27 protein-coding genes are annotated in these 22,521 nt (G+C 39.8%); 10 read left to right on the top strand and 17 right to left on the bottom strand.

All coding sequences use genetic code 11. The annotated features are described in order from the left end of the window. Nucleotides 1-397 precede the first annotated feature (397 nt). Entirely contained in the window at nt 398-1,111 is a 714-nt protein-coding gene (locus tag M3593_RS00125; RefSeq protein WP_144480955.1) for a DUF2161 domain-containing phosphodiesterase, read from the bottom strand. Nucleotides 1,112-1,231: 120 nt separating this feature from the next. Here M3593_RS00125 and M3593_RS00120 point away from each other — a divergent pair, with 120 nt between their 5' ends. Beyond that, entirely contained in the window at nt 1,232-1,534 is a 303-nt protein-coding gene (locus M3593_RS00120) for a S1-like domain-containing RNA-binding protein (protein WP_251540038.1), read from the top strand. 38 nt (nt 1,535-1,572) lie between these two features. Here M3593_RS00120 and M3593_RS00115 read toward each other — a convergent pair whose 3' ends face one another. Next, nucleotides 1,573-2,022, bottom strand: coding sequence for an SRPBCC family protein (locus M3593_RS00115; RefSeq protein ID WP_144480951.1), 450 nt, complete (start codon nt 2,020-2,022; stop codon nt 1,573-1,575). Nucleotides 2,023-2,157: 135 nt separating this feature from the next. After that, nucleotides 2,158-3,141 (bottom strand): alpha/beta hydrolase, encoded by a 984-nt coding sequence (locus M3593_RS00110; RefSeq protein ID WP_186326878.1) that lies wholly within the window; start codon nt 3,139-3,141, stop codon nt 2,158-2,160. Nucleotides 3,142-3,288: 147 nt separating this feature from the next. Here M3593_RS00110 and M3593_RS00105 point away from each other — a divergent pair, with 147 nt between their 5' ends. Then, a complete protein-coding gene (locus tag M3593_RS00105; protein ID WP_144480948.1) occupies nt 3,289-3,597 on the top strand; it encodes a hypothetical protein in 309 nt (102 codons plus the stop codon). Between the two features lie 31 nt (nt 3,598-3,628). On the opposite strand, the gene M3593_RS00100 is transcribed toward M3593_RS00105, so the two are convergent. Next, complete coding sequence (locus M3593_RS00100; protein ID WP_251540036.1) at nt 3,629-4,396, bottom strand: NAD-dependent protein deacylase; 768 nt, start codon at nt 4,394-4,396, stop codon at nt 3,629-3,631. A 181-nt stretch (nt 4,397-4,577) separates the two neighbouring features. Between M3593_RS00100 and M3593_RS00095 the strand changes: the two genes are divergently transcribed. Both M3593_RS00095 and bioB read left to right on the top strand, forming a co-directional pair. After that, nucleotides 4,578-5,168 carry a biotin transporter BioY gene (locus tag M3593_RS00095; RefSeq protein ID WP_144480944.1) on the top strand — a complete coding sequence of 197 codons (591 nt, stop codon included), beginning with the start codon at nt 4,578-4,580 and terminating at the stop codon, nt 5,166-5,168. A gap of 23 nt (nt 5,169-5,191) precedes the next feature. Further along, nucleotides 5,192-6,190: a biotin synthase BioB gene (bioB, locus tag M3593_RS00090; RefSeq protein WP_144480942.1), complete on the top strand. Its 999-nt coding sequence runs from the start codon at nt 5,192-5,194 to the stop codon at nt 6,188-6,190. A gap of 87 nt (nt 6,191-6,277) precedes the next feature. Here the strand turns inward: bioB and M3593_RS23925 are convergent, their stop codons facing one another. Further along, nucleotides 6,278-6,400: a hypothetical protein gene (locus tag M3593_RS23925; RefSeq protein WP_260983676.1), complete on the bottom strand. Its 123-nt coding sequence runs from the start codon at nt 6,398-6,400 to the stop codon at nt 6,278-6,280. A 23-nt stretch (nt 6,401-6,423) separates the two neighbouring features. Continuing rightward, on the bottom strand, nt 6,424-6,606 hold the full coding sequence (locus M3593_RS00085) for a hypothetical protein (RefSeq protein ID WP_251540034.1): 183 nt from the start codon (nt 6,604-6,606) through the stop codon (nt 6,424-6,426). Nucleotides 6,607-6,942: 336 nt separating this feature from the next. On the opposite strand from M3593_RS00085, the gene M3593_RS00080 reads away from it, so the two are divergent. Beyond that, nucleotides 6,943-7,143 carry a cold-shock protein gene (locus M3593_RS00080; protein WP_044392209.1) on the top strand — a complete coding sequence of 67 codons (201 nt, stop codon included), beginning with the start codon at nt 6,943-6,945 and terminating at the stop codon, nt 7,141-7,143. 238 nt (nt 7,144-7,381) lie between these two features. On the opposite strand, the gene M3593_RS00075 is transcribed toward M3593_RS00080, so the two are convergent. The 4 genes from M3593_RS00075 to M3593_RS00060 all read right to left on the bottom strand — a co-directional run bounded on the left by M3593_RS00075 (nt 7,382) and on the right by M3593_RS00060 (nt 13,001). Then, nucleotides 7,382-8,785, bottom strand: a complete 1,404-nt coding sequence (locus M3593_RS00075) for a M28 family peptidase (RefSeq protein ID WP_144480938.1) — start codon at nt 8,783-8,785, stop codon at nt 7,382-7,384. A gap of 177 nt (nt 8,786-8,962) precedes the next feature. Continuing rightward, complete coding sequence (adhE, locus tag M3593_RS00070) at nt 8,963-11,566, bottom strand: bifunctional acetaldehyde-CoA/alcohol dehydrogenase (protein ID WP_285847860.1); 2,604 nt, start codon at nt 11,564-11,566, stop codon at nt 8,963-8,965. A gap of 127 nt (nt 11,567-11,693) precedes the next feature. Then, nucleotides 11,694-11,921 carry a hypothetical protein gene (locus tag M3593_RS00065; protein ID WP_251540032.1) on the bottom strand — a complete coding sequence of 76 codons (228 nt, stop codon included), beginning with the start codon at nt 11,919-11,921 and terminating at the stop codon, nt 11,694-11,696. 186 nt (nt 11,922-12,107) lie between these two features. After that, the gene (locus M3593_RS00060; RefSeq protein ID WP_251540030.1) at nt 12,108-13,001 is read right to left on the bottom strand and encodes an oxidoreductase; all 894 of its coding nucleotides are present in this window, start codon (nt 12,999-13,001) and stop codon (nt 12,108-12,110) included. Nucleotides 13,002-13,134: 133 nt separating this feature from the next. Between M3593_RS00060 and M3593_RS00055 the strand changes: the two genes are divergently transcribed. From M3593_RS00055 to qoxD, 5 genes are all read left to right on the top strand, one after another. Then, on the top strand, nt 13,135-13,299 hold the full coding sequence (locus M3593_RS00055) for a hypothetical protein (protein ID WP_251541290.1): 165 nt from the start codon (nt 13,135-13,137) through the stop codon (nt 13,297-13,299). A gap of 305 nt (nt 13,300-13,604) precedes the next feature. Then, nucleotides 13,605-14,609, top strand: a complete 1,005-nt coding sequence (qoxA, locus tag M3593_RS00050) for a cytochrome aa3 quinol oxidase subunit II (protein ID WP_251540028.1) — start codon at nt 13,605-13,607, stop codon at nt 14,607-14,609. Beyond that, complete coding sequence (gene qoxB, locus M3593_RS00045; RefSeq protein ID WP_251540026.1) at nt 14,599-16,578, top strand: cytochrome aa3 quinol oxidase subunit I; 1,980 nt, start codon at nt 14,599-14,601, stop codon at nt 16,576-16,578. The genes qoxA and qoxB overlap by 11 nt, the downstream gene beginning before the upstream one ends. Next, nucleotides 16,568-17,173, top strand: a complete 606-nt coding sequence (gene qoxC / locus M3593_RS00040) for a cytochrome aa3 quinol oxidase subunit III (RefSeq protein WP_251540025.1) — start codon at nt 16,568-16,570, stop codon at nt 17,171-17,173. The genes qoxB and qoxC overlap by 11 nt, the downstream gene beginning before the upstream one ends. A gap of 1 nt (nt 17,174) precedes the next feature. After that, the gene (qoxD, locus tag M3593_RS00035) at nt 17,175-17,474 is read left to right on the top strand and encodes a cytochrome aa3 quinol oxidase subunit IV (protein ID WP_251540023.1); all 300 of its coding nucleotides are present in this window, start codon (nt 17,175-17,177) and stop codon (nt 17,472-17,474) included. 302 nt (nt 17,475-17,776) lie between these two features. Here qoxD and M3593_RS00030 read toward each other — a convergent pair whose 3' ends face one another. From M3593_RS00030 to M3593_RS00005, 7 genes are all read right to left on the bottom strand, one after another. Next, a complete protein-coding gene (locus M3593_RS00030; RefSeq protein WP_251540022.1) occupies nt 17,777-18,691 on the bottom strand; it encodes a DUF4367 domain-containing protein in 915 nt (304 codons plus the stop codon). Further along, nucleotides 18,651-19,181: a sigma-70 family RNA polymerase sigma factor gene (locus M3593_RS00025; protein WP_251540020.1), complete on the bottom strand. Its 531-nt coding sequence runs from the start codon at nt 19,179-19,181 to the stop codon at nt 18,651-18,653. The genes M3593_RS00030 and M3593_RS00025 overlap by 41 nt, the downstream gene beginning before the upstream one ends. Before the next feature lie 288 nt (nt 19,182-19,469). Beyond that, nucleotides 19,470-20,315, bottom strand: coding sequence for a permease prefix domain 1-containing protein (locus M3593_RS00020; RefSeq protein WP_251540017.1), 846 nt, complete (start codon nt 20,313-20,315; stop codon nt 19,470-19,472). Continuing rightward, nucleotides 20,302-20,652: a PadR family transcriptional regulator gene (locus M3593_RS00015; RefSeq protein ID WP_251540015.1), complete on the bottom strand. Its 351-nt coding sequence runs from the start codon at nt 20,650-20,652 to the stop codon at nt 20,302-20,304. Before M3593_RS00015 ends, M3593_RS00020 begins: the two co-directional genes overlap by 14 nt. Before the next feature lie 169 nt (nt 20,653-20,821). Continuing rightward, nucleotides 20,822-20,944, bottom strand: a complete 123-nt coding sequence (locus M3593_RS23920; protein WP_260983539.1) for a hypothetical protein — start codon at nt 20,942-20,944, stop codon at nt 20,822-20,824. 298 nt (nt 20,945-21,242) lie between these two features. Next, complete coding sequence (locus tag M3593_RS00010) at nt 21,243-21,560, bottom strand: hypothetical protein (protein ID WP_251540013.1); 318 nt, start codon at nt 21,558-21,560, stop codon at nt 21,243-21,245. A 165-nt stretch (nt 21,561-21,725) separates the two neighbouring features. Continuing rightward, nucleotides 21,726-22,322, bottom strand: a complete 597-nt coding sequence (locus M3593_RS00005) for a protein kinase (protein ID WP_251540011.1) — start codon at nt 22,320-22,322, stop codon at nt 21,726-21,728. Nucleotides 22,323-22,521 lie beyond the last annotated feature (199 nt).

The following is a 22,521-nucleotide window of genomic DNA, read 5'->3' as shown; positions in this document are numbered from 1 at the left end:
ATTATTTATCCCGTTTTGTGATTCCGGTAACATATCCTTCTTTTATGTGCCCCGTTTTTGCGATTTTACTTCAGTTCGGGCATATATTCTTTTTTTACGTGCCCCGTTTTGGCAATTCACTTTCAGTTCGAGCACATATCCTTCCTTTATTTGCCTCGTTTTTGCGATTCCCCGTCAGTTCGGGAATATATCCCTCTTTTATGTGCCCCGTTTTGCGATTTTACTTCAGTTCGGGCACATATTCTTTTTTTACGTGCTCCGTTTTGGCAATTCCCCTTCAGTTCGAGCACATATCCTTTCTTTATGTGCCCCGTTTTTGCGTTTTCCCGTCAGTTCGGGAACATATCCTTTCTGTATGTGCCCGGTTTTTGCGATTCTCTCTCAGTCCGGGCACATATCATTGACTAGGCTCTTCCAGATTCCCTGAATAATACGCTACGAGTTCAGGGAAATCCTTTAGGTCTGCCTGTCCCTGGTCTGAAAGTGCATATACGCCTCTCTCGACTCTTTCAAACCATTTATAGTAGTTTTTCTGGAGGATTGATGGGGTCTTTTCGCCGGTCCCGAGCGCCACGAGTGCTTTAGGTGACATCTGCCCAAGTTTCTCAAGATAACAGGCTATTTGGATACAATTTTCTTTATATGCGGTCATGATCTTGCTTTTATTACTTCCGCCGACATTGTAGTCAGCGCTTCTTCCCTCAATTTCTTTGATCAAAGCCGCTTTTTTTCGCCGGTTCTTGCTCGACTTGCGATTGAATGGTTCTGGGTGAACCTTAAATTCAATGGTTTTTCGATTTCCGGCAAACGTTACGACAATCAGGCCGATTTCCAGCCTTTTTACCAGGTGGATGACATCATTCCAGCGTCTCCTTGATATCCGCTTCGGTTTTGGGATTGCTATATACACCATATCAGTAAGGCGCAGTCTTCTCGTTGCCTGAAGGAGCAGTTCAATATTAAATGTCAGCTTTAACTCTACGATGATAAGTTCATCATCCTTTAATGCTGTTAAATCACAATCATGGACCTCTCCATTGACTCGGTACCCCTGTTTTAAAAAATGCTTCCTGATCGGTTCGTATAGATCGGATTCTAATAATTTAGTCATGCTCAAACCTCTGTTCATCCTGCAGTTTTCCTATAATTATAGCAAACTTTAAAAGGATGAGGTCATATAGACAAGCATCGGACATATACTGTTTGGTGATGAAGCGTTGGAGGAAAAAATATGAGAGCTCTTGTCTTATTTTTATTAACACTCTTTCTAGGTCTGATGATTTTCCTGAAGATCGAAATGAGCGATGCCAGGAAAAGCTCGAACGAAGTTAAATATGATTATTTTACAGAAGAGTATAAAATCAGCAAGGTAGATTCATCAGGCTATTTCGTGGAAGGCAACGGTAAAACCATTTATTTTAAAAAGGAAAAAGTGCAGACTGGGGTAAATATTGAAACCGGCGATAAGGTTACGGTCTACTTCGATAAAAGCGGGCGAATTGATGGTCCTGTTAAAATTGAAAAAGCTGAATAGGGGTCTGCACAATGCAAGGCCCCCTGTTTAAATCCCTGTCAAATTGCTTTTCTTCCCTCGAGTTCCTCAGCGATTGCGGTTGTTAATTCCTGGCCGCTTTTTGGCAAGGAAGTTTTCATTACCGCATTCATGACCGGGGCGAGTGCTCCTTCTGCCGTCATCTCCAGATATCCAGTCATCCTCGTCCTGTTCACATCCACCGGATCTGCCTTAAAATAGCCATTCCCAGTCAGGTTTTCATTGATTCCTTTAAGGTCAAAGGTAACCCTGACAGGCTCAATCCATTCTTTAATGGTGACTTGCAAACTGATTTTTTTCTTCAAGACACCAACTGTCTCCTTAAACGTCCATTTTGATTGTTTTTCATTCAATTTTTCATGACTGATATAGCCTGGCAATAACGGGGCCCAGTTATCCATATCCTTGACGAAATCCCAAACCTTTTCTATTGGTACATCAATTAATATTTCATGTTTCCCTTGAGGCATTGCTCCCTCTCCTTTTCGGTGAAAAATTTGCTCCTCTACCAGATATATGTCCTCTGCTGTATTTTATACTTTGTTCCTCATTGAGACTAAATCAAACATAAAATGAAAAACACACCACTAATGTGTGTGTTCACGTCAATAATCCTGTATCGATTTGTTTTCTATTGCTGAAGACCAGAATGATTTCAATTTGTCTTTATATTCCTTTTCTGCAATAGTGTATGCCTCAGTGTGACCTGCTCCAGGAACAATCCATAGCTCCTTGGGGCTGTTTGCTTTATCATAGATTCTCTTCCCCATATCTGTTGGAACCAGTTGATCCTGATCCCCATGAATAATCAATAGAGGGAGCTTATTTTTTTTAACACTGTCAATGGCTGAAGCTTCAGGAAATGAATAGCCTGCCCTGATTTTCGTCACTGCGCTTGTAACCTGCATGACCGGGAAAGAGGGCAGATTGTAGAGGTATTTCAACTGGTGGCTCAGCTCTTCTTGAACTGTTGTATAGCCACTGTCAGCGATGATCCCTTTAACCTGCTCAGGAAGCTTTTCTCCGCTGGTCATCAGTACCGTTGCAGCGCCCATGGAGAAACCGTGGAGGAAGATGGTGTCCTCTCCTTTTTGATCAACTAAATATTGTGACCATTTGACCAAATCTTTACGGTCATGCCAGCCATACCCAATATACTCACCTTCACTCAACCCGTGGCCACGCGCATCCGGTTTAAGGACATCATAACCCTGATCGTAATAAAATTTTGTTATGCCAGGCATTTGTTCGCTGTTGCCTTTATAACCGTGAGCAAGAATGACAGCTTTTGATCCTGGATGTTTATTTTTCAGATATCTGGCTTTCAGTTTAAGACCATCTTCAGATTCTATTTCAACAATTTCAAACTTCTGCTTTTCGGTCCATTCCGTAAGCTCTTCAAGTTTACTCTGTTGCTCTTCATCGCTTGAAAGAGTCGCGGCTGTTACACTCTCGCCCCCTCCATGGAGATCCACAGCATCATGGCTGCGGTTAATCGCCACATCATAAAAATAATTTCCCGCAGCAATCAATACGATGACTATGGTTAAAATCACCCCAATGACTGTCCAAATGATTTTCTTCTTCAACTCTTCGTCCCCTTTATTCAAGCTTATCTTATAAAATAGTTTACCAGATTGGAAGAACAAAAAGACCATTCTGGTAAAAAATACAAAAAGTTAAAACGAGTATTATATTGGGTATATGTAAGTAAAACCGTTAGGAGGCTGATCGATATGGAAATCGAGAAAAAGCATATCCTTAAATCATATAAAAATGAAAAAGAAATGATAGATTCAATCGAAGGCATCAAGGAGAAAAACCAAAACCTGGTCAATAGTTCTATTTCAGGCTATAACTTCGATAAGAAAAAGACGAAGGAATACCCTGTTAATGCTTTCAGTCCTGGAGAACTGGATGTGGGAGAATCAGCATTTAAGGATTACGAGGATGATCCATCCGAAAATCCGGGAATTGAAACAGATAAACAGCTGGATATAGACAGACCGCTGCCTGAACGGGAAATGCATAACCGCATAAGATGATTTCTGGTGCACGGATAACCGTGCACCATTTTTAATTTTTTAGGTAATCATCAATTTCACTTAAACATCTTCCAATGGAATGCTGGATGACATAGGTGTCATTGTCATAGTCATATGGTGTGTCACCTTTATTAATGATGATCATGGGAATATTTTTGTTTTTATATTGAGGAAATGCAGAAAACGGCGTTACTCTTAGGCTAGTGCCTAAAATGAGTAAACAATCGGCTTCAGCAATTCTATTTAAGATTTTTTCGAATCCCTCAGGTGTAAACCATTCACCCGCATCTCCAAACAAAACCACATCTTGTTTTATAAGATGGAATAAATCTCGATCGGCCTCACATTCCCTGCAAACAAAAAATTTTTCATCTGTCTGCTTCCTAATTAATAAATCATCTGCACTATACTTTTGACCGCAATTTTGACAAGTTGCTGTTTTCATCGTTCCGTGGAATTCTATAACATTCTTGCTCCCTGCTTTTTGATGCAGTCCATCAATATTTTGAGTGATGATACAATCAATACGCCCTTCCTGCTCCCATTTTGCCAGAATACGATGGCCTTTATTTGGCAAGGCCTTCGGATGGTAAAGATTAGAGAAAGCAAATTCATAAAAGGCCATTGGATGCTCATGAAAATAATCCATTGAAAGGATATATTCCGGAGCATGATTATAGATTCCTGTTCGTGAACGAAAGTCTCTAATACCAGACTCTGTACTTATTCCTGCACCAGTCAACACAACAATATTTTTTGCTTTGGCAACTATTTCGCTGCATGATTGGATTGTTTCCATATTACCATCCCCTGTCATTGCTGGAAGATCATAATGACAATTATAAATTAAATACTTGTAATGGCAAAAGTGTTTTGGTTTCTCTTTTTATATAAATGTTAACTTAAATAATTTTTGGTTGACATAAATAATTCGGAAAGTTTATTCTGAATTTATATTATAGAAAAGGAGAGCTATTAACATGAAGTTTAAAGCGCTTGATCTCACTCTTGCTTCCATGTTCGTCGGTCTTATGGCGATTGGAGCAAATATTACTTCGTTTGTACCTTTTATGGTTGTGGGTGGAGTACCAATCACTCTTCAAACCTTCTTTGCGATTTTGGCAGGGATTATCCTGGGAAGCAGGCTGGGAGCCATATCAATGACTGTCTACGCTCTCGTAGGTTTGGTCGGCGTACCGATCTTTGCTAGATTCGGTGCGGGCTTTTCTACAGTGATTAGTCCAACCTTCGGATTTATTCTTTCATTTATTTTAACAGCCTATGTTGCAGGCAAAATGGTTGAGAAGCATCGGTCACTTTCTGCGTTCATCATGGCCTCACTGGCCGGACTTATTATTAATTATGTTTTCGGTACAAATTGGATGTATTTTGCTTATAAATTCTGGGCTGCTGCTCCAGAAGGATTTACGTATAAAATGGCATGGCTTTGGATGGTTGCTCCTCTTCCGAAAGACATCCTCCTTTCTGTATTTGCTGGTATGATGGGTCACAGACTGGAAAAAACAGTATTGTCAAAGGCGAACTTTAAACATTTAAGAAAAGCGGCTTAAAACAAACATAGGGGGGGTTCTTGATGTCATACTGGAAAAGGTTAGCATTTAGCGTTCTTGAAGGCGACGAACTGACGGATGAAGAAGCACTGAGTATACTGGATTGTCCGGACCAAGAACTGCTGGAATTGCTCCAGGCTGCATACACAATTCGCCACCATCATTTTGGCAATAAAGTTAAGCTTAATATGATTATTAATACAAAGTCAGGCTTATGCCCTGAAAACTGCGGCTACTGTGCGCAATCAAGTATCTCGAGTGCCCCTATCGATAAGTATCGAATGATGGACAAAGAAACCATCCTCCAGGGTGCTGAACAAGCTTACAATCTCAACGCAGGTACTTATTGTATTGTAGCCAGCGGCAGAGGGCCAAGCGAAAAGGAACTTGATACAGTATCTTCGGCTGTTCAGGAAATTAAAGAAAAGTTTGGCCTTAAAGTATGCGCATGCCTTGGAATCCTTAAACCATCTCAGGCAGAAAAGCTCAAAGCTGCTGGTGTGGATCGATATAATCACAATCTTAATACATCTGCAAGCCATCATGAGTCAATCACGACATCACATACATATCAAGATCGAGTTAATACGGTTGAACTGATTAAAAGCAGCGGAATTTCTCCCTGCTCCGGGGTTATTATTGGAATGAGGGAATCAAAGATGGATGTCGTTGACATGGCGAGGAGCCTTAAGGTTCTAGATGCCGATTCCATTCCGGTTAATTTCCTCCATGCAATTGAGGGTACCCCGCTTGAAGGGACCGATGAATTAAATCCCCGGTACTGTCTAAAAGTCCTATGCCTGATGCGATTCATTAATCCATCAAAAGAAATCAGGATTTCAGGAGGCCGGGAGGTTAACCTCAGAAGCTTACAGCCTTTAGGTCTTTATCCTGCCAATTCAATTTTTGTTGGCGATTATCTGACAACAGCAGGCCAAGATACAACTGCTGACCATAAAATGCTTCAAGACCTTGGATTTGAAATTGAATTTTACAAAGAAAAAAATGGAGTTGAAATTTAAGGCATCCAGAAGGGTTGCTTTGAAAACGACTCTCTATTTAATAGAAGAAAAGTTGCCTGGCATCCAAGAGCCCGGCAACTTTTCAATTCATTTCTTCTTACTATTCTGATTGATCGTCCGGTGTTCCGGCCGTTTAGGATAATCAGCCACACCCTCAGAGTGTGCGGTGAAGTCTCCCCTTTTATCCATGTATCGATTCTCTTTTTTCATTCCTGCCTTCATTTCTTTCTTGTTTACATTCCTGGCTGGTGTTCCTTTAATTGTTTGTCGATAGCTTTATTCCTTTCTCCTCCGTCCGAAAGTTCTTCCGAAAACTCGTGCGCCTCCAGCCCTTCTTTTCCTACAAGCTTGGAACTCGCTATTGTTTCTGCAGACAAATTATTATTAGGTGCACCCTGTTCATTCCATTTTCCCAATATCCTCACCCTCCTTTTCCTTTTATTATTTGTTTTTTTTAGATGGACATTCTACTGATTCCGAGTCCTGAAGGAAAAAACAATGGTCAAGAAGTTTTACATCATTCAAAAGGTAGAAAAAACCAGGTTATCTGTATGATATTTAAAAGGAACACTTGCTCAAGATAGGACAATAGGACGAAATCTCTTGTTTGTGTTTGCTATTGATTCCAGTATCTGATATGATGAAATAGAATTATTTTTGTTCGGTGTAAAGGATAGAAATTATTTCGTCTTAATGATCACTTTGGGCAAGGATAGTAACATTTGTGCGAATTGCACTAGGAGGTAACAGTAATGGAACAAGGTACAGTAAAATGGTTTAACGCAGAAAAAGGTTTTGGATTCATCGAGCGCGAAGGTGGAGACGACGTATTCGTACACTTCTCTGCTATCCAATCTGAAGGCTTCAAATCATTAGACGAAGGTCAAAAAGTATCTTTCGACGTTGAGCAAGGCGCTCGCGGACCACAAGCTGCTAACGTAACAAAACTATAATATTAGTCTTGTTGAAAAAAGAAGGTTCCTTAGGGACCTTCTTTTTATTTTGCCCAGATACCCTCTTCCATTCGATATCCTAGTTTGCTCATAAAGAATCATGGTATATGAAAAAATTTACGGCTTCATAGGTTGAATGATTTCATATCATAACCTTGTAAGACACCATAAATAGCTTTCTGGGTAAAATTAAATCAGGTTAACCCATACCAAGGGTTAACCTGAAGTTTAAATACAATTATTTAATATCCTGCTCATAATATAAGTGTGGTACTTTTCGCTCTACTCCCCTATTGGCTTTTGGCCCCTGATTCTCTGGACGTACAATATCATAGACGGCAGTGCCCACAATCTCAGCTACATCCTGCAATTTTTCCTTGCTGATTTTATCAATTGTATCTTCAGGTGTATGATACCATGGTTCAAGCGGTCTGTGGATGAAGGATCCGGAGGCGATTCCACCCTCATAAAATGAAACATGGTCGCTGCTGCCTCCTGTCTGGATTGGTGTCGGTTCACCATTTAGACGGGCACTTGATGCCTGAGCTGTTTGTGAAACGATGTTTTGGCTGCCATCGACTGTATTGATGACCAAATCGCCGGCATCTCTGCTGCCAACCATATCCATATTGAAATATCCGACAAACCTTTCTTTTTCCTCTTTAGGCAGTTGGCTGACATAGTAACGGGAACCAATCAAACCTAGTTCTTCTGCTCCGAACGTAATGAACCGCATTTCCATATTTGTCGGCAGATCCTTCATGACGCGCGCCAATTCAAGAGTCATTGCAGTGCCCGATGCATCATCATTCGCACCGGGTGCACCAGGGACTGAGTCATGGTGAGCTCCCAAAGCAAGGATTCCGTCTGTTGATTTATTTTTATTTGTAGGTGCTTTCTTGGCGACTACATTGTATGACGTCCTTATGCCGCCTTCTGCACCCTCAATTTGAATCGCTCCGTTCAAGATTTCACCATTCATAAGCTTGTCAAATAATGCTTGTCCGGCTTCCTGAGAAATGGCTACAGCTGGAACATAGTTTTCATTTGGAGTCCCGAATGTTCCGTTCAGCTCTCCGGGTGCATTGTTATAGATAATGACACCTGAAGCACCATGCGCTGCAGCATTTAGAACTTTATCTGCAAATGAAATAGCTCCACGCTGAATCAAAGCGATTTTACCTGTTAAATCTTTTCCTTCAAAATCCGCTGCTTGTCCTAAACCGGCATATACCAATTCACCAGAGACATTCCCGTCCATTCCGTATGTAAATGATTTCGGTTTGATTTCATCTGCAAAACCATCAATCGATAGCTTTACAGTATGTGGAGCGGTATATCCATAGAAAGTAAACTCCTGAAGTTCTGTTTCATAACCATATGATTCAAATTGCTCTTTAACATATTGAATCGCTTTATGTTCAGCTTCAGTACCGGCAACACGAGGGGTCTTTGAAAGATAATCAATATTGTTGTAAATATTCTCAACATTGATTTTGTCGAGCACCTTGTTGTCAAATACATTGAATGGCTGCACTTGCTGCGCAGTTTTTGCGGGTTCCGCATATATGGCTTGGGCGCCAAAGGTACTTACAGCTAGACCAGCAACTAAAGCAATTGATAGATAGGGCTTTTTCTTCATACATTACCTCCTGGATTGGAAAATTGTAAACCAGGATAAATAATATAATATTTTGAAAATAAAAACTAGTTAAATTATTACTATATTTACTGGGAATTTAGAACCAATCGTGAATGGCGGAGGGTGTTATATGAAAAAAAGGAGTGGAATCAGGTGATTCCACTCCTTTTTATACTATTAAACTCCTTTATAGGCTGAACGATAGATTTCTGCAAGATCAGATACTAACGGAAGCTTAGGGTTGGCCGTTGTACACTGGTCCTCAAATGCGCGGTCTGCAAGCTGGTCGACCTTCGCCTCGAATTCGGCCTTGTCTACTCCGTTTGCTTCTAAGCTCATCGGGATCTCCATTTCGTTTGCCAGCCTGATGATTGCCTGGACAAGGCTTTCGACACCTTCTTCGGAAGTACGTGCAGGCAAGCCGAGAATACGGGCGATTTCAGCATAACGCTGGTCTGCGACAAAGCTTTCATATTTTGGAAAAGCAGTGAACTTTTTCGGTTTAGTTGCGTTATAACGGATGACATGCGGCATCAGGATTGTATTTGAACGGCCGTGCGCAATATGGAATTCAGCTCCAAGCTTGTGTGCAAGGCTATGGTTGATTCCGAGGAATGCGTTGGCAAACGCCATACCTGCAATCGTTGAAGCATTGTGCACTTTCTCGCGGGCCACTTCATCCTGTCCGTTTCGGTACGCTCTAGGGAGATATTCAAATATAAGTTGAATGGCCTTAATGGCAAGTCCGTCGGTATAGTCATTGGCCATGCAGCTTACATATGCTTCTATTGCGTGTGTCAGAACGTCCATTCCAGTATCGGCAGTAATATGCTTTGGCACTGTCATGACAAATTGCGGGTCGACGATCGCCACATCAGGTGTCAACTCATAATCAGCGAGCGGATATTTGATGTTCGCCTTTTTATCAGTGATAACCGAGAAAGAGGTCACTTCAGACCCTGTTCCCGAGGTTGTCGGAATGGCAACAAATTGCGCTTTGCGGCCAAGCTGTGGGTATTTGACAATTCGCTTGCGAATATCAAGGAATTTCTGCTTCAACCCATGGAAGTCCGCCTCTGGATATTCATAAAACAGCCACATCCCCTTCGCTGCGTCCATGGCCGACCCTCCGCCTAGAGCAATGATGACATCCGGCTGGAAGCTCGCCATCATTTCGGCACCTTTCATCACGGTTTCAATTGACGGATCTGGTTCAACTTCTGAGAATATTTCACAGTGGACATAATCCGGACGCTTTCTTAAGTGATAGAGAACTTTATCTACATAGCCAAGCTTTACCATTCCTGGATCTGTAACAATGAAGGCCTTCGATATTTTAGGCATTTTTGCCAGGTATTGTGTAGAGTTCTTCTCAAAATAGATTTTAGAAGGCACTTTAAACCACTGCATATTCACATTCCTTCTCGCTACTTTTTTCACATTGATTAGGTTGACTGCACCGACATTTGTGGAAACCGAGTTGCCTCCATATGTTCCGCAGCCAAGGGTCAGGGATGGAAGATAGGCATTATAGATATCGCCGATTGCGCCCTGTGATGATGGTGCATTGACAATAATACGCCCTGCCTTCATTCGCAGACCAAATGACTTTATAATCTCATCACTTGTCGAGTGGATTACAGCGGAATGGCCCAGGCCGCCGAACTCCAGCATTTCTTCCGCACGCTTCAGCCCTTCTTCCGTTCCGTTCACTTTATAGCAAGCCAATACCGGGCTCAATTTTTCACGTGACAAAGGATATTGCGGCCCCACACCCTTAAGCTCGGCTACAAGGATTTTTGTCTCTTCCGGCACTGCTACGCCTGCCATTTCAGCAATTCTGTGTGCTGGCATTCCCACTATATCAGCATTCACTGCACAGGAATGTTCATTGATGACAAGCTTTTCTACTTTTATCCTTTCTTCCTCATTTAAAAAGTAGCAGCTGTTCGCAACCATTTCAGATTTGACCTCGTGATAGATTTCCTTATCTATGATAACTGCCTGCTCAGAAGCACAAATCATCCCATTGTCGAATGTTTTGGATAAAATCAGATCATTGACAGCCCTCTTCACATTTGCTGTCCGTTCAATATAACAAGGGACATTGCCCGGACCAACGCCCAATGCGGGCTTGCCTGAACTGTATGCTGATTTCACCATTCCTGCACCGCCGGTAGCCAAAATCATCGAAATCTTAGGATGGTTCATCAAAGCCTGAGTGGCTTCAAGCGAAGGCTTTTCGATCCATTGCACACAGTCTTCAGGAGCTCCTGCCTTAATGGCTGCATCCCGGAGAATTTTTGCCGCTTCACTGCTGCATTTTTGAGCAGATGGATGGAAGGCGAAAATGATTGGGTTACGTGTCTTGATGGAAATCAGGGCCTTGAACATCGTTGTCGAGGTTGGGTTGGTAACAGGAGTCACTCCGGCAATCACACCAACTGGCTCAGCAATGGTAATCATGCCTTCATGGTCATTTTCATCAATGATGCCAGCTGTTTTATCATACTTGATATTGTGGTAAACATATTCAGTAGCAAACATGTTCTTGATAATCTTGTCTTCATAAACTCCGCGTTTTGTTTCTTCAACTGCCATCTTTGCGAGAGGCATATGTTGATCTAGTCCTGCCAGCGCCATTTCCTTCACAATCTGGTTTACTGCTTCCTGATCAAGCTCACGCATTTTTGTTAAGGCGTTCAATCCCTTCACGACTAAACCATCAATCATTTCAGCAACGGAAGGTTGCGATTTAACCACTTTTTCAACTGTGCCCATTTTTCTGGACCTCCTTAAGAAATTGGGAGGATTGTTCAATTTGCTATCCATGAGTACATATTTTTTGTTTAAGGGTAAATAAAAAGCTTCTGTTTGTGAAGTATTTTACAAATGTTTGTAAAAAAAATCACTCGCAAACTGGATTCCTGGGGATTTTTTCAAAGCTGATGTCTGTTAGAAATTTCGTACTTCTTTTGACAATAACCACAAAATTGATTGTCCAGATATAGGCTGGAATTCTCTCATCATCCTTAAACATCATTGCTTCGAATTCATCACCGATCAGCTCCTCAAGCATTGCCTGTGAATAGGTCTCAGTATCGGTGGAGAATGGTTTGAATTCGCAGTACATCATTTCAATCACTCCTTTTCTTCTTTCTATTTAAAGATTAGCACAATAAAACAATAATAGTTTGTGAAATATTGAACAATATATGAACTATAAAATACCAATTAGAATAACGACAATCTCAGTGAATATGTTAGCGCTTACACGATTAATATTATATTAATATAATAAAAGACTCTGTTATCAGAGCCTTTAAAAGGTATATCTAACATTTGTTAATTCTTCAGAAACTGTCCACAATTTTTCCATGGTCTCCTTGTTGTACACACCGGCTGCTGGAATTTCAATTGCTGGATTCCCCTTGCGATTCCCTCTTCCATTTGGGCCGATATATTCACCGCCCTGCAGGCTTTCTTCAGTAGCAGCATAAATGGTTGGGTCAGCTCCCTTTTCAGCAGGCTGGGAAAAGAATTTGACCATCCCTTTCATGAATGCAGGAGTTTCGCCTTTACCTAAATGGAATAAATTCGTATTTGAAATTCCCGGATGGCATGCAATACTGATGCTCTCCATTCCATGCTGTTTGAAACGGTTATCCAGCTCTTTGGCGAATAAAAGGTTGGCCAGCTTACTTTGTCCATAAAACTTCATAGCTTTATAACCTTTTGAGCCATCTAAATTGTCAAAATCTATTTTGGCTCCTCTATGGGCGATACTGCTTAAAGTCACCACTCTGGATTCGGAGGTTGTTTTTAAAATCGGCAAAAGGAGTCCCGTTAACGCAAAATGACCAAGGTGATTGCTGCCAAACTGAAGTTCAAAACCATCCTTAGTCTTTCCATAAGGCGGAATCATGACTCCGGCATTATTGATTAAAAGATCCAGAGAATCGAATTCTTTCATAAAGACTTCGGTGAAATCGCGGACACTTTGCAAGTCTGCCAGATCAAGCTTCATAAGTTTTATTTTTGCCTGGGGATTTCGCTGAAGGATGCCTTCTGCTGCTCCCTTGCCCTTTTCCATGTTCCTAACAGCCAGGATGACAAATGCTCCTTTTGAAGAAAGGTCCTTTGCAGCCTCATAGCCAATTCCACTGTTTGCACCAGTGATGATGGCCTTTTTTCCTGTTAAATTCTCTAATAACATTTTGACACCTCTACTCCGATTAATACCAGATCACATTCCACTTTCATCGTACCATAGTTGGGCTTATTAACCATTGAAAAATAACCACTTTTAATTCATACTAAACACATAGGGATTATAGGAGGTGCAAACTATGAATTTTTTTAAAGAGAAATGCCCACGCTGCGACGCAACCCTCAAAGTGAAAAAACAACTTGAGAGCAAAACAATTATTGTAAAAGTTTGTCCATCTGCCCATTACGAAAAAGAATTCCATCCAGCATTGGAGACCTATATCGAAACATACAGGATATCTTAAAATAGAAACAAAAGAAGTACCTTTACAGGGCCTGCAATATGGCCCTGTTTTTTTTTCGTCAATATCTGCCGTTCGAAATTCACGAAGATGACATTTTTTGTTTTCATAATTTGTTCACATTTGTCTTTAAATCCGTAACAATTTCCATGTTAGAATGATTACAAATAAAGCAGTGTGATATTTATCACACCTTTTTTGCCACAACTTACCGTTCATTTTCGGCTTACTTTTGACAACATTGTGAACAAATGAACATAAGTTTGTGATAAAATGAACAAGGTTGAAATTTGAAAGGAGCTGCAGTGATGAAGAAATCAAAACTTTTTTTGGTCTCCCTCACCTCGATCATGGCTATGCTGTTGCTTAGCGGCTGTGAAAACAATATGGTGGTATTTAACCCTGAGGGACCAATCGCCAGGCAAATTCTTGAGCTAATCAACTTTTCGATTGCTTTGATGCTGCTTGTTACAGTGGTTGTATTCGGGCTTTTCGCTTTCATTGTCTGGAAGTACCGTGAGCGAAAAAACAATATGGATTATGAGCCGCCTGAAGAACACGGCAGCACAGTATTGGAAATTATTTGGACTGTGATTCCAATTTTGATTATCGTTGCTTTGACCATCCCAACTGTCAAAACAATTTATGCTATAGATGAAATACCTAAAGGCTACGAAGATAAAGAACCGCTTGTCATTAATGTAACGTCCGCTGACTGGAAATGGATCTTCAGCTACCCAGAACAAGGAATCGAGACAGTCAACTATGTGAACATCCCTGAAGACCGTCCGATCGACTTTAAGCTGACTTCAGCCGGAACGATGCAGAGCTTCTGGATACCTGCGCTTGGCGGGCAAAAGTATTCCATGGCCCATGCCGAGACCCAGTTATACCTAGTCGCTGACAATCCTGGCTCATATGTAGGCCGAAATACTAACTTCAATGGCCAGGGCTATGCAGGAATGGAATTCGAAGTACTTTCCCAGACGCAGGAAGATTTCGACCAATGGATTAAGGACGTAAAGGAAACGGCACCAAAAATGACTCTTGAAGAGTATGAAAAAATGCTTGAGCCATCACACTTTGGCCGGAAGACGTTCTCAAATACGCATCTTGAATGGGTCGATCATTCAGATCCTCACTCAAAGAATTACACCAACCCTGAAATGTATGACAGAGGACATGGCTGGCCAGGAAAGATTTTTGAGGACGAGAATAATTACAAAAATAAAGACGGAAACGACTCTGAAACTATGAATCATAAAGAATCAGAAACTGAGGATTCTCACGGAGGTGAGCACAGTGGGCATTAAATGGGATGAATTTTTCGTAACCGGCGATCCACTGATTTTTGCATCACAGATAGGTATTGCTCTGACGCTAGTTGGTGCCATAGCAGGAATCACTTACTTTAAAAAATGGAATTACCTTTGGACTGAATGGCTGACAACCGTTGATCACAAGAAAATTGGGATCATGTATATCCTGCTTGGTGTCGTGATGTTTTTCCGCGGTGGTATTGACGGATTGATGATGAAAGGCCAGACGGCAGTTCCTGAAAATGAATTCCTGAATGCACAGCATTATAATGAAGTCTTTACAACTCACGGTGTCATCATGATCCTGTTTGTGGCGATGCCGCTGCTGATCGGTCTCATGAACTTTGCGGTTCCATTGCAGATTGGCGCTCGCGATGTTGCTTTCCCACAGCTGAACGCACTTAGCTTCTGGCTGACTGTGAGCGGTGCTGCGCTCTTTAACATTTCATTCATTATCGGTGGTTCACCAGATGCAGGCTGGACTTCTTACTTCCCTCTTGCCGGGAAAGAATTCAGTCCGGGCATAGGGAATAACTTCTATGCTGTGGCCCTGCAAATTGCTGGTGCCGGTACTTTGATGACTGGTATTAACTTTGTTGTCACAGTGTTAAAAATGAGAACCAAAGGCATGACCTTGATGAAAATGCCGATGTTCACCTGGACATCATTCATTACATCAATCATCATTGTGGCGAGCTTCCCTATTTTTACGGTAGCACTTGCATTGATGACATTTGACCGCACATTCGGGACTCACTTCTTCACGATTTCCGGAGGCGGTATGGACATGCTCTGGGCAAACCTGTTCTGGTTATGGGGACACCCTGAAGTTTATATTGTCGTTCTGCCAGCCTTCGGAATGCTGTCAGATATTATCTCAACGTTCGCCCGCAAAACGCTTTACGGTTATAAATCAATGGTTATCTCCATTGTAATGATATCTGTCTTGAGTATGCTTGTTTGGGTTCACCACTTCTTCACTATGGGCAATAATGCCGCAGTGAACTCGTTCTTCTCGATCACAACAATGGCGATAGCCATTCCGACCGGAGTGAAGGTGTTCAACTGGCTGTTCACAATGAGAAAAGGGCGAATCAAGTTTACAACATCCATGCTCTGGGCACTTGCATTCGTTCCTAACTTTGTCATCGGCGGTGTGACTGGCGTCATGCTTGCTATGGCTGCAGCCGATTACCAGTATCACAACACATTGTTCCTGGTGGCGCACTTCCACTATGTATTGATTCCTGGGGTAGTGTTCCCGATCTTTGCCGGCCTTTATTACTGGTGGCCAAAGATGTTCGGCTATATGCTGAATGAAAAAATCGGAAAATGGCATTTCTGGCTGTTCGTAGTAGGTTTCAACGTAACATTCATGCCAATGTTCTTCTTAGGACTTGATGGTGCGGTCCGCCGTGCATACACATACTCAGCTGAAACTGGCTTTGGTCCATTGATGATGCTTTCTGCAGCAGGTTCAGTCATTCTTGCAGCAGGCTTTGCGGCCCTTGTCTACAATATTTACTGGAGTGCTCGCCATGCTGACCGCAACATCGGCAATGACCCTTGGGATGCAAGAACTCTTGAATGGGCTACTGCTACACCTGTACAGCATTACAATTTTGCTTCCCTTCCGGAAGTAACAAAGCTTGATGCTTTCTGGCACATGAAAAAGAACAATGAAATTCAGCCTCTCAGTGAAGATGAGATTGAAGAAATTCACTTGCCTAGCAATACATGGATTCCGATCTATATGGGTGTAGTATTCGGTATCTCAGGATTCCTGCTTGTTTTTGAATGGACAATTGCTGCCGGGGTTGCCGCACTTGGAATATTTGCCGGTTTGGCTTTCCGTTCATTTGATTATGATGAAGGATTCCATGTTCACAAGGATGAAATCTCTGAAACGGAACGCAAATGGAGAAAAGGCGCGAACAAAGGAGTGAAGAACCATGTCAGCTAAAGTCAACGCCGCTTTGCCGCTTGAATACCAGACAGAACAAAACAGGATGAACATCCTTGGCTTCTGGATCTTCCTTGGAGCAGAAATAGTACTTTTCGCTACCCTTTTCGGTGTATATGGTGTCCTCGGTGACCGCCATGCGGGAGGTCCAACACAGAGCGATATTTTTATCGTAAAAGACGTTTTGATTCAAACCTTCCTTCTATTGACGAGCAGTTTTACAATGGGCATTTCGATTTTCGAGATGCGCCGCAGCAATATGAAAGGAATGCTGATGTGGCTTGTATTTACTTTATTGCTCGGCGGTGGTTTCCTATTCATGGAGATCCGCGAATTCATGCACTATGTACATGAAGGTGCAACGATGCAAACAAGCGCATTCCTTTCCAGTTTCTTCGTCCTGCTTGGAACGCATGGATTACACGTCACCATCGGAATCGGCTGGGCTATCCTGTTGATCATCCAGATGCTGCAGAGAGGGCTAACTCCAGTGACAGCCCGCAAGACGTTCATCTTTGGACTATACTGGCACTTCCTTGACGTCGTTTGGATTTTCATCTTCACTTTCGTATATCTAAGAGGGTTGGTGATGTAATATGAATAATCATTCTAAAGGCTTCCCAATCAGCCATGTCATCGGATTCTTCATGTCACTTGTATTGACGTTCGGCGCAGCATGGATTGCCCTTCAAAGCTCCCTATCCATGAAGGCAGTCATGTGGATCATCGGCACACTGGCAATTGTCCAGGCTGGTATCCAGCTGTATATGTTCATGCACATCAACGAAGGCGATGATAAAGTTACAAACAATATCAATATTATTTATTCAGCTTTCATTGCAGTCGTCATTGTGGCAGGCTCCATCTGGGTCATGACATCTGGACACTCGCATTAATGAGCAGAAATTTGGCCATTTATTTAAGTAAACAGATCCTTTTTAGGGTGCAAATCTTCTAAATGACAATGAAAATGGCGTGTAAACTGACATCGGTTTTGACACGCCATTTTTTTATTTATTGTTTTTTCGGATCCTAGATATAATGGCTCTTATTCAACATAAGCACCCTTATGTTTAAGTACATTTGTTCACAAACTAAGCCTTTATTGTCTCAGTTACTTTAAAAAGTAAAAGCGATTGCTTTAATTTGCAATCGCTATACTTTTTAATACGAGTTTATATTTCCACTTTATGAAAAGCTATTTACTTTCTATCATTGATAAAAGTATTTTTTCCATTTCTTCTTTTGATAGTAGATTATTGGCCGCCAAAATCAATTTGTATCCTTCTTCAGGGACAGTCACCCTCATACCACCCCATCCATCTTTAGGGGGAAAATATTCAAACTCAAATTCATTTAAATAATATGATTCGGGAGAGGTGTTAAAATAACCAGCCTCAGGCTCTTCTATAGAAGCTATTTGATTTTTATTATGCTGTTCTAACAGAAAAAATGATTCTCCATTTTTATACTGGAATGAAGTATTTGGTTCTTCGCTGCTCTTTTTTTGATCGAAGCCTTCATACACTTTGTTATATCCTTCAGGTATATATGTTGGTTTAATGAAAGGGAAACTTGCCATCTGTTGGGCTTGTATTGGAATAAATTTGTCTTCATAAGTTTGCATTGATGCTTGAATTTGGTCCAATCTCTTTTCTTCTTCATCACTAGGGTATTCTCTATTTTCTTTTTCTACCTTACTAAATATCTCGGTCTGTTCTTTAAATAATTGACTATAATGGTTGAACTCTTCTTTTGTTAAATTCTCTTTTGCTATTGTTAAAGATTGCTCAAAAAAATCAAACTCTTCTTTATTCTCATCAGGATAAGCTTGCATTAAATTTTCTCTTGAACCAAATAATTGGTTGATTAATGTTTCAGCAGCATCCGCAATATATGTACCACCAAAAGTAAAAACTGTACCAATAATCATTACTGAAGCAGCTGAAGCAAGAATCCAATTAGGGAATCTTTTCTTTCTCTTTACTTCCATAATTGTAAGTTGGTTATGAGTATTTCTCTCTAATTTTTCAAATGTATCTTTTTTAAATTTTTTAATATCTACTTGATGTTTAAAGTAGGTTTTTGCTGATTTTAATTCTCTTTCCTCCATATCCATCCTCCTCAATTTTCCTACTTAATAATTGGCGACCACGAGCAAGCCTGGATTTTACTGTCCCAATATTAAGGTTTAAAACTTCTGATATTTGTTGAATGGAAAGTTCTTCAAAATAAAAGAGTGTAATAGGTAAACTATAATGTTTAGGGAGATTATAGACAGCATTATGAATTTCTTCTTCCTGAACACTTCGGATATATGATTCTTCACTGCTTTCTTGCTTCTTTTCAGGTAAAAAGTCTGATATGATTTCTCGCCAGGACTTTCTAAATGAACTTTTACATTCATTAATAACAATTCTTGCAAGCCAAGGAAATGGCTCTTCTTTATTCTTTAATTGGTCCATTGAATTAAATGCCTTTATGAATGCCTCTTGTACTTGGTCTTCCGCTGTTAGCCAATCTTTCACGTAAGTATAAGCAAGTCTAACTAGACGTTGCGTGTAATTATCAATCCATACTTCTAGAACTTCCTTCTTATTCAAGAATGCACCTCCCAGTTCAATTTGTTGTTTTTTTATTTTTCAAAAGTAAGATGCATTTAAAAGAAAAAGGTTCCACTTTTTTCAATAAAAAAGACTGGAATTTTTTTCTCCATATATTAAGACTTTTAATGGTACTTTATTCTATCAGTCCATTATCACCTAAATGCATAGCTTGTTGAACCATACTTCCACAAAAAAAGCGTTAATCCTCACTGGATCAACGCAACCGTTGGTAAAAGAGGCCGTAATTTTGTGCCCCATTTTAAAGGAAGGATGTTTTTAAAAACCTTAAAGTTCAAAAATCCCGTTGAAGTATTTTGTATGGTATTTCTTAAGAATAGCCCAAATAGTTATCAGTATTGCAAAGAAAGAGAAGAAGAGAATAGCATACGGAAAAACTTCCATATAATTACCCAATATTAAAGAGTTATTTTTTTCGATAATATTCCGAGATTTAAAATCATACTCATATTGGACAATCCAATTCCCCTGTGACATAGCTACCGTACCCAAATCATATTGACTGGTTTTGATACTGTCCTTTTCAGTGATTTCACCACTTTCATCTACCACAATAGATGCATCACTATAATTAATAGGATAAATAGTTGCTGGTTCTTTTTTGATGGACGGATTTTCAGCCAAAAATTCGGCTAAGACCGGCGTGTCACTTATATTAAAAACAGCAATTTTATTAATTGTTCCTTTTCTAGCCGTTTGAATACTTACTATTTCGTTTGCAGCCTCCATAGTGTTCTTTGAATCTTTAAGTGTAACAAATACTTGATTCATTACCTCGCTTTTTTGATCCCTGAAGTTTTTCACCTCATTTAAGCTAGAAATAAGAAATGACAGTGCAACAATCATAGAAACAAGAGCGGTAATTAAAATGTAACGTGTAAAGCGTTTATGTACATTATAAAAATCTGATAATCCCTTAATTAACTGTTTCCTCTCCCCGAAATTTTCAATTGCTATTTTTATCGCTTCTTTTTCGGATTTTCCTTCTAGCTTCAATTCGAATACTGCTTCAAGCAAGTGAGATTTCATTTCTTGCTTTAAATCTAAAATCTCCTCTGAACTAGCATCCACGTTTTTGAACACTCCATCAATATATGCATCAATTTGTTTCAATGTAATCCCCCCCATTTAGAAAAGAGTCCATAATGCTCTTTATAAACTGCCATTCCAACTTTTTTTCCTTCAGACCATCCTTCCCTGATTCAGTGAGTTTATAATATTTCCTTCTCCCACCTGGTCCTTGTTCATCTCCCCAATAGGATTCAACCCATTTATTTTTCTCTAATCTTTTTAAAGAAAGATACATTGTCCCTTCTTTTAATTCAAAGCTGTTTCCACTCTTTTCACGAACAAGTTTTGCTAACTCATATCCATATAAATCTCTACTATTTAGTAAGGACAGCAGTAATGTATCAATATGACCTTTAAGAACTTCCTTATTAACCTCCAAATTTTACACCCCCTAAACCAATATAAAAAACAATACTATATAAAGCAAGGTATTACTTCAAAAAAATAACATTTTTTCTTAAACTAAACTGCATCTTATGTTAAATAAGGAATTGCATTATTCTTCAAGAACAATGCATCCTTGCTATTAATACTTACCTTTTTCAATGTTACTTCCTATCCTTTTCATCTTGTTGGTCGATGTTCTCGCCCCATTTAAATCCAGACTTCCCCATATAATAAAGTATCCCTATAGAAGATAAAACAGCTAATATTGCTATAACAAGCTCCATTTATTACCCTCCTATTTATTCAAGACACCTGTATCTTTACTTAAATAAGAAATTCAACAAAAAATGCGTTAATCCTTTATCGATCATCGCATTCAAACACACCCATTTGTCCATCTAGAATGATTTATTAACTTTCTCTTTTTTAGATTTTTTGCCCCATAAAGCCGAAGCTATTGCACCGAAGAAATTACTTAGAGCTTCTATCATAAATGTTTTCACCTTTTTATTGATGTAGCCACAATTCCTCTTCAAGATTACTGCTCCTTTTGTTCAAATTGTAAGGATATTAGAATCAAAATTAAAAATAATCTCTGTAAACAAGAATCATTGTTATTAAAGAAAGAATGGTATAGGCAATTGCAGTATATAACGCAAAGTTTGGTCTGATTTTAAATTTTTCAGGTGCCATTTTATACATAGTTTGAGCTTGGATCAACATATTGCTATTTTGAGTAGTAAGGCCACCTCTGGAAGTGAAAAATCCAATTATTATTGAAGTTATAAGTCCCACAAAAAAAGAGTAATCTATAAAGGCTGCATTTAAAAAATGGGATACTACATAGTTTATTCCCAATATCAAAACCAAAGTTATAACAATATTAAGAATCTTCTCCACAAATACTCCCCCTTTTCTTAATTATTACGTAAAATTTTGGGGAAAGTTTCATTTATGTGTGTAAAACCTGGCTGGTTTACTTTTTTAACTATCCTGCACCGTTCGTATAAGGAATTCAATAAATAGGAAGGTATTCCTTCCTGGACCACTGCATTCTAATTTTCTTTACTCTTTACCACATTCATAACAGCGATTGTCCCTGTCATCTTCTCCATACATCCGTAGCTCCTTTTCCAGTCCACAAACGTTGCAAAAATCAAAGTGAATTTGGGGAAGAACACCTTCTTCAGCTAAAGGAACCCACTCCTGTTCATATAAACTTTTTGTCATTCCATAATCCGTAAAAACAATTTTTCCATCACTATTCAAGCCATAGTTGCTACTGTCTTTTAAATCAAAACAGTCGAAGTCTTGATCTAATATATGTAAAACACGTTCATAAAAATTTGGCAGTAAAAATGTATGTTCTTGTACATTTATCTCGTAGGTTTGATTATCCTCAAGATCTAAAGGTCGATAGTATTTTTGTACAGAAATAGATTCATCAACGTAATATGTTGGAGCGAGTAACATATCAAGACCTTTAGCCACCATTGAAGTATAGATATTTAATTCATTAAGTGATTGTTTATATCCAAGTGTATGCAAATGTACTTTTACAACATAATCGTCAATTCTATAAACTTTCCTTGTGGAACCTATACCTACAAAGTTTTCATTTTTACAATACACTTTCCAATTTTGAATTAAATGTTCAAGCATTACTGTTTTCACCTCATACTTTTATGCAAAGTAATAAATACAAATGTATTTCTTCTTGAACTAAACTGCCTCTTCGTATTATAAGGTCATCCAGAAAAGAAAATATTTCTGGTTGACCTTTTTCTATATGGTCTTATTATAACGGTAGCCGGGGTAAAACGTAACTGCTCGTGGGACCTAGATCCCGTCAGCTAAACAG

Source organism: Mesobacillus sp. MER 48, assembly GCF_023714225.1.
In the GTDB taxonomy this organism is placed as follows: domain Bacteria; phylum Bacillota; class Bacilli; order Bacillales; family Cytobacillaceae; genus Mesobacillus; species Mesobacillus oceanisediminis_A.
This window is presented reverse-complemented; position numbering and strand designations above follow the sequence as displayed.

What these genes read in the sequence shown, in the direction of transcription:
- M3593_RS00125 (WP_144480955.1), bottom strand. Translation starts at nt 1,111, where the DNA reads ATGACTAAATTATTAGAATCCGATCTATACGAACCGATCAGGAAGCAT.
- M3593_RS00120 (WP_251540038.1), top strand. Translation starts at nt 1,232, where the DNA reads ATGAGAGCTCTTGTCTTATTTTTATTAACACTCTTTCTAGGTCTGATG.
- M3593_RS00115 (WP_144480951.1), bottom strand. Translation starts at nt 2,022, where the DNA reads ATGCCTCAAGGGAAACATGAAATATTAATTGATGTACCAATAGAAAAG.
- M3593_RS00105 (WP_144480948.1), top strand. Translation starts at nt 3,289, where the DNA reads ATGGAAATCGAGAAAAAGCATATCCTTAAATCATATAAAAATGAAAAA.
- M3593_RS00100 (WP_251540036.1), bottom strand. Translation starts at nt 4,396, where the DNA reads ATGGAAACAATCCAATCATGCAGCGAAATAGTTGCCAAAGCAAAAAAT.
- M3593_RS00095 (WP_144480944.1), top strand. Translation starts at nt 4,578, where the DNA reads ATGAAGTTTAAAGCGCTTGATCTCACTCTTGCTTCCATGTTCGTCGGT.
- bioB (WP_144480942.1), top strand. Translation starts at nt 5,192, where the DNA reads ATGTCATACTGGAAAAGGTTAGCATTTAGCGTTCTTGAAGGCGACGAA.
- M3593_RS23925 (WP_260983676.1), bottom strand. Translation starts at nt 6,400, where the DNA reads ATGAAAAAAGAGAATCGATACATGGATAAAAGGGGAGACTTCACCGCA.
- M3593_RS00080 (WP_044392209.1), top strand. Translation starts at nt 6,943, where the DNA reads ATGGAACAAGGTACAGTAAAATGGTTTAACGCAGAAAAAGGTTTTGGA.
- M3593_RS00075 (WP_144480938.1), bottom strand. Translation starts at nt 8,785, where the DNA reads ATGAAGAAAAAGCCCTATCTATCAATTGCTTTAGTTGCTGGTCTAGCT.
- adhE (WP_285847860.1), bottom strand. Translation starts at nt 11,566, where the DNA reads ATGGGCACAGTTGAAAAAGTGGTTAAATCGCAACCTTCCGTTGCTGAA.
- M3593_RS00065 (WP_251540032.1), bottom strand. Translation starts at nt 11,921, where the DNA reads ATGATGTACTGCGAATTCAAACCATTCTCCACCGATACTGAGACCTAT.
- M3593_RS00060 (WP_251540030.1), bottom strand. Translation starts at nt 13,001, where the DNA reads ATGTTATTAGAGAATTTAACAGGAAAAAAGGCCATCATCACTGGTGCA.
- M3593_RS00055 (WP_251541290.1), top strand. Translation starts at nt 13,135, where the DNA reads ATGAATTTTTTTAAAGAGAAATGCCCACGCTGCGACGCAACCCTCAAA.
- qoxA (WP_251540028.1), top strand. Translation starts at nt 13,605, where the DNA reads ATGAAGAAATCAAAACTTTTTTTGGTCTCCCTCACCTCGATCATGGCT.
- qoxC (WP_251540025.1), top strand. Translation starts at nt 16,568, where the DNA reads ATGTCAGCTAAAGTCAACGCCGCTTTGCCGCTTGAATACCAGACAGAA.
- qoxD (WP_251540023.1), top strand. Translation starts at nt 17,175, where the DNA reads ATGAATAATCATTCTAAAGGCTTCCCAATCAGCCATGTCATCGGATTC.
- M3593_RS00030 (WP_251540022.1), bottom strand. Translation starts at nt 18,691, where the DNA reads ATGGAGGAAAGAGAATTAAAATCAGCAAAAACCTACTTTAAACATCAA.
- M3593_RS23920 (WP_260983539.1), bottom strand. Translation starts at nt 20,944, where the DNA reads ATGGAGCTTGTTATAGCAATATTAGCTGTTTTATCTTCTATAGGGATA.
- M3593_RS00005 (WP_251540011.1), bottom strand. Translation starts at nt 22,322, where the DNA reads ATGCTTGAACATTTAATTCAAAATTGGAAAGTGTATTGTAAAAATGAA.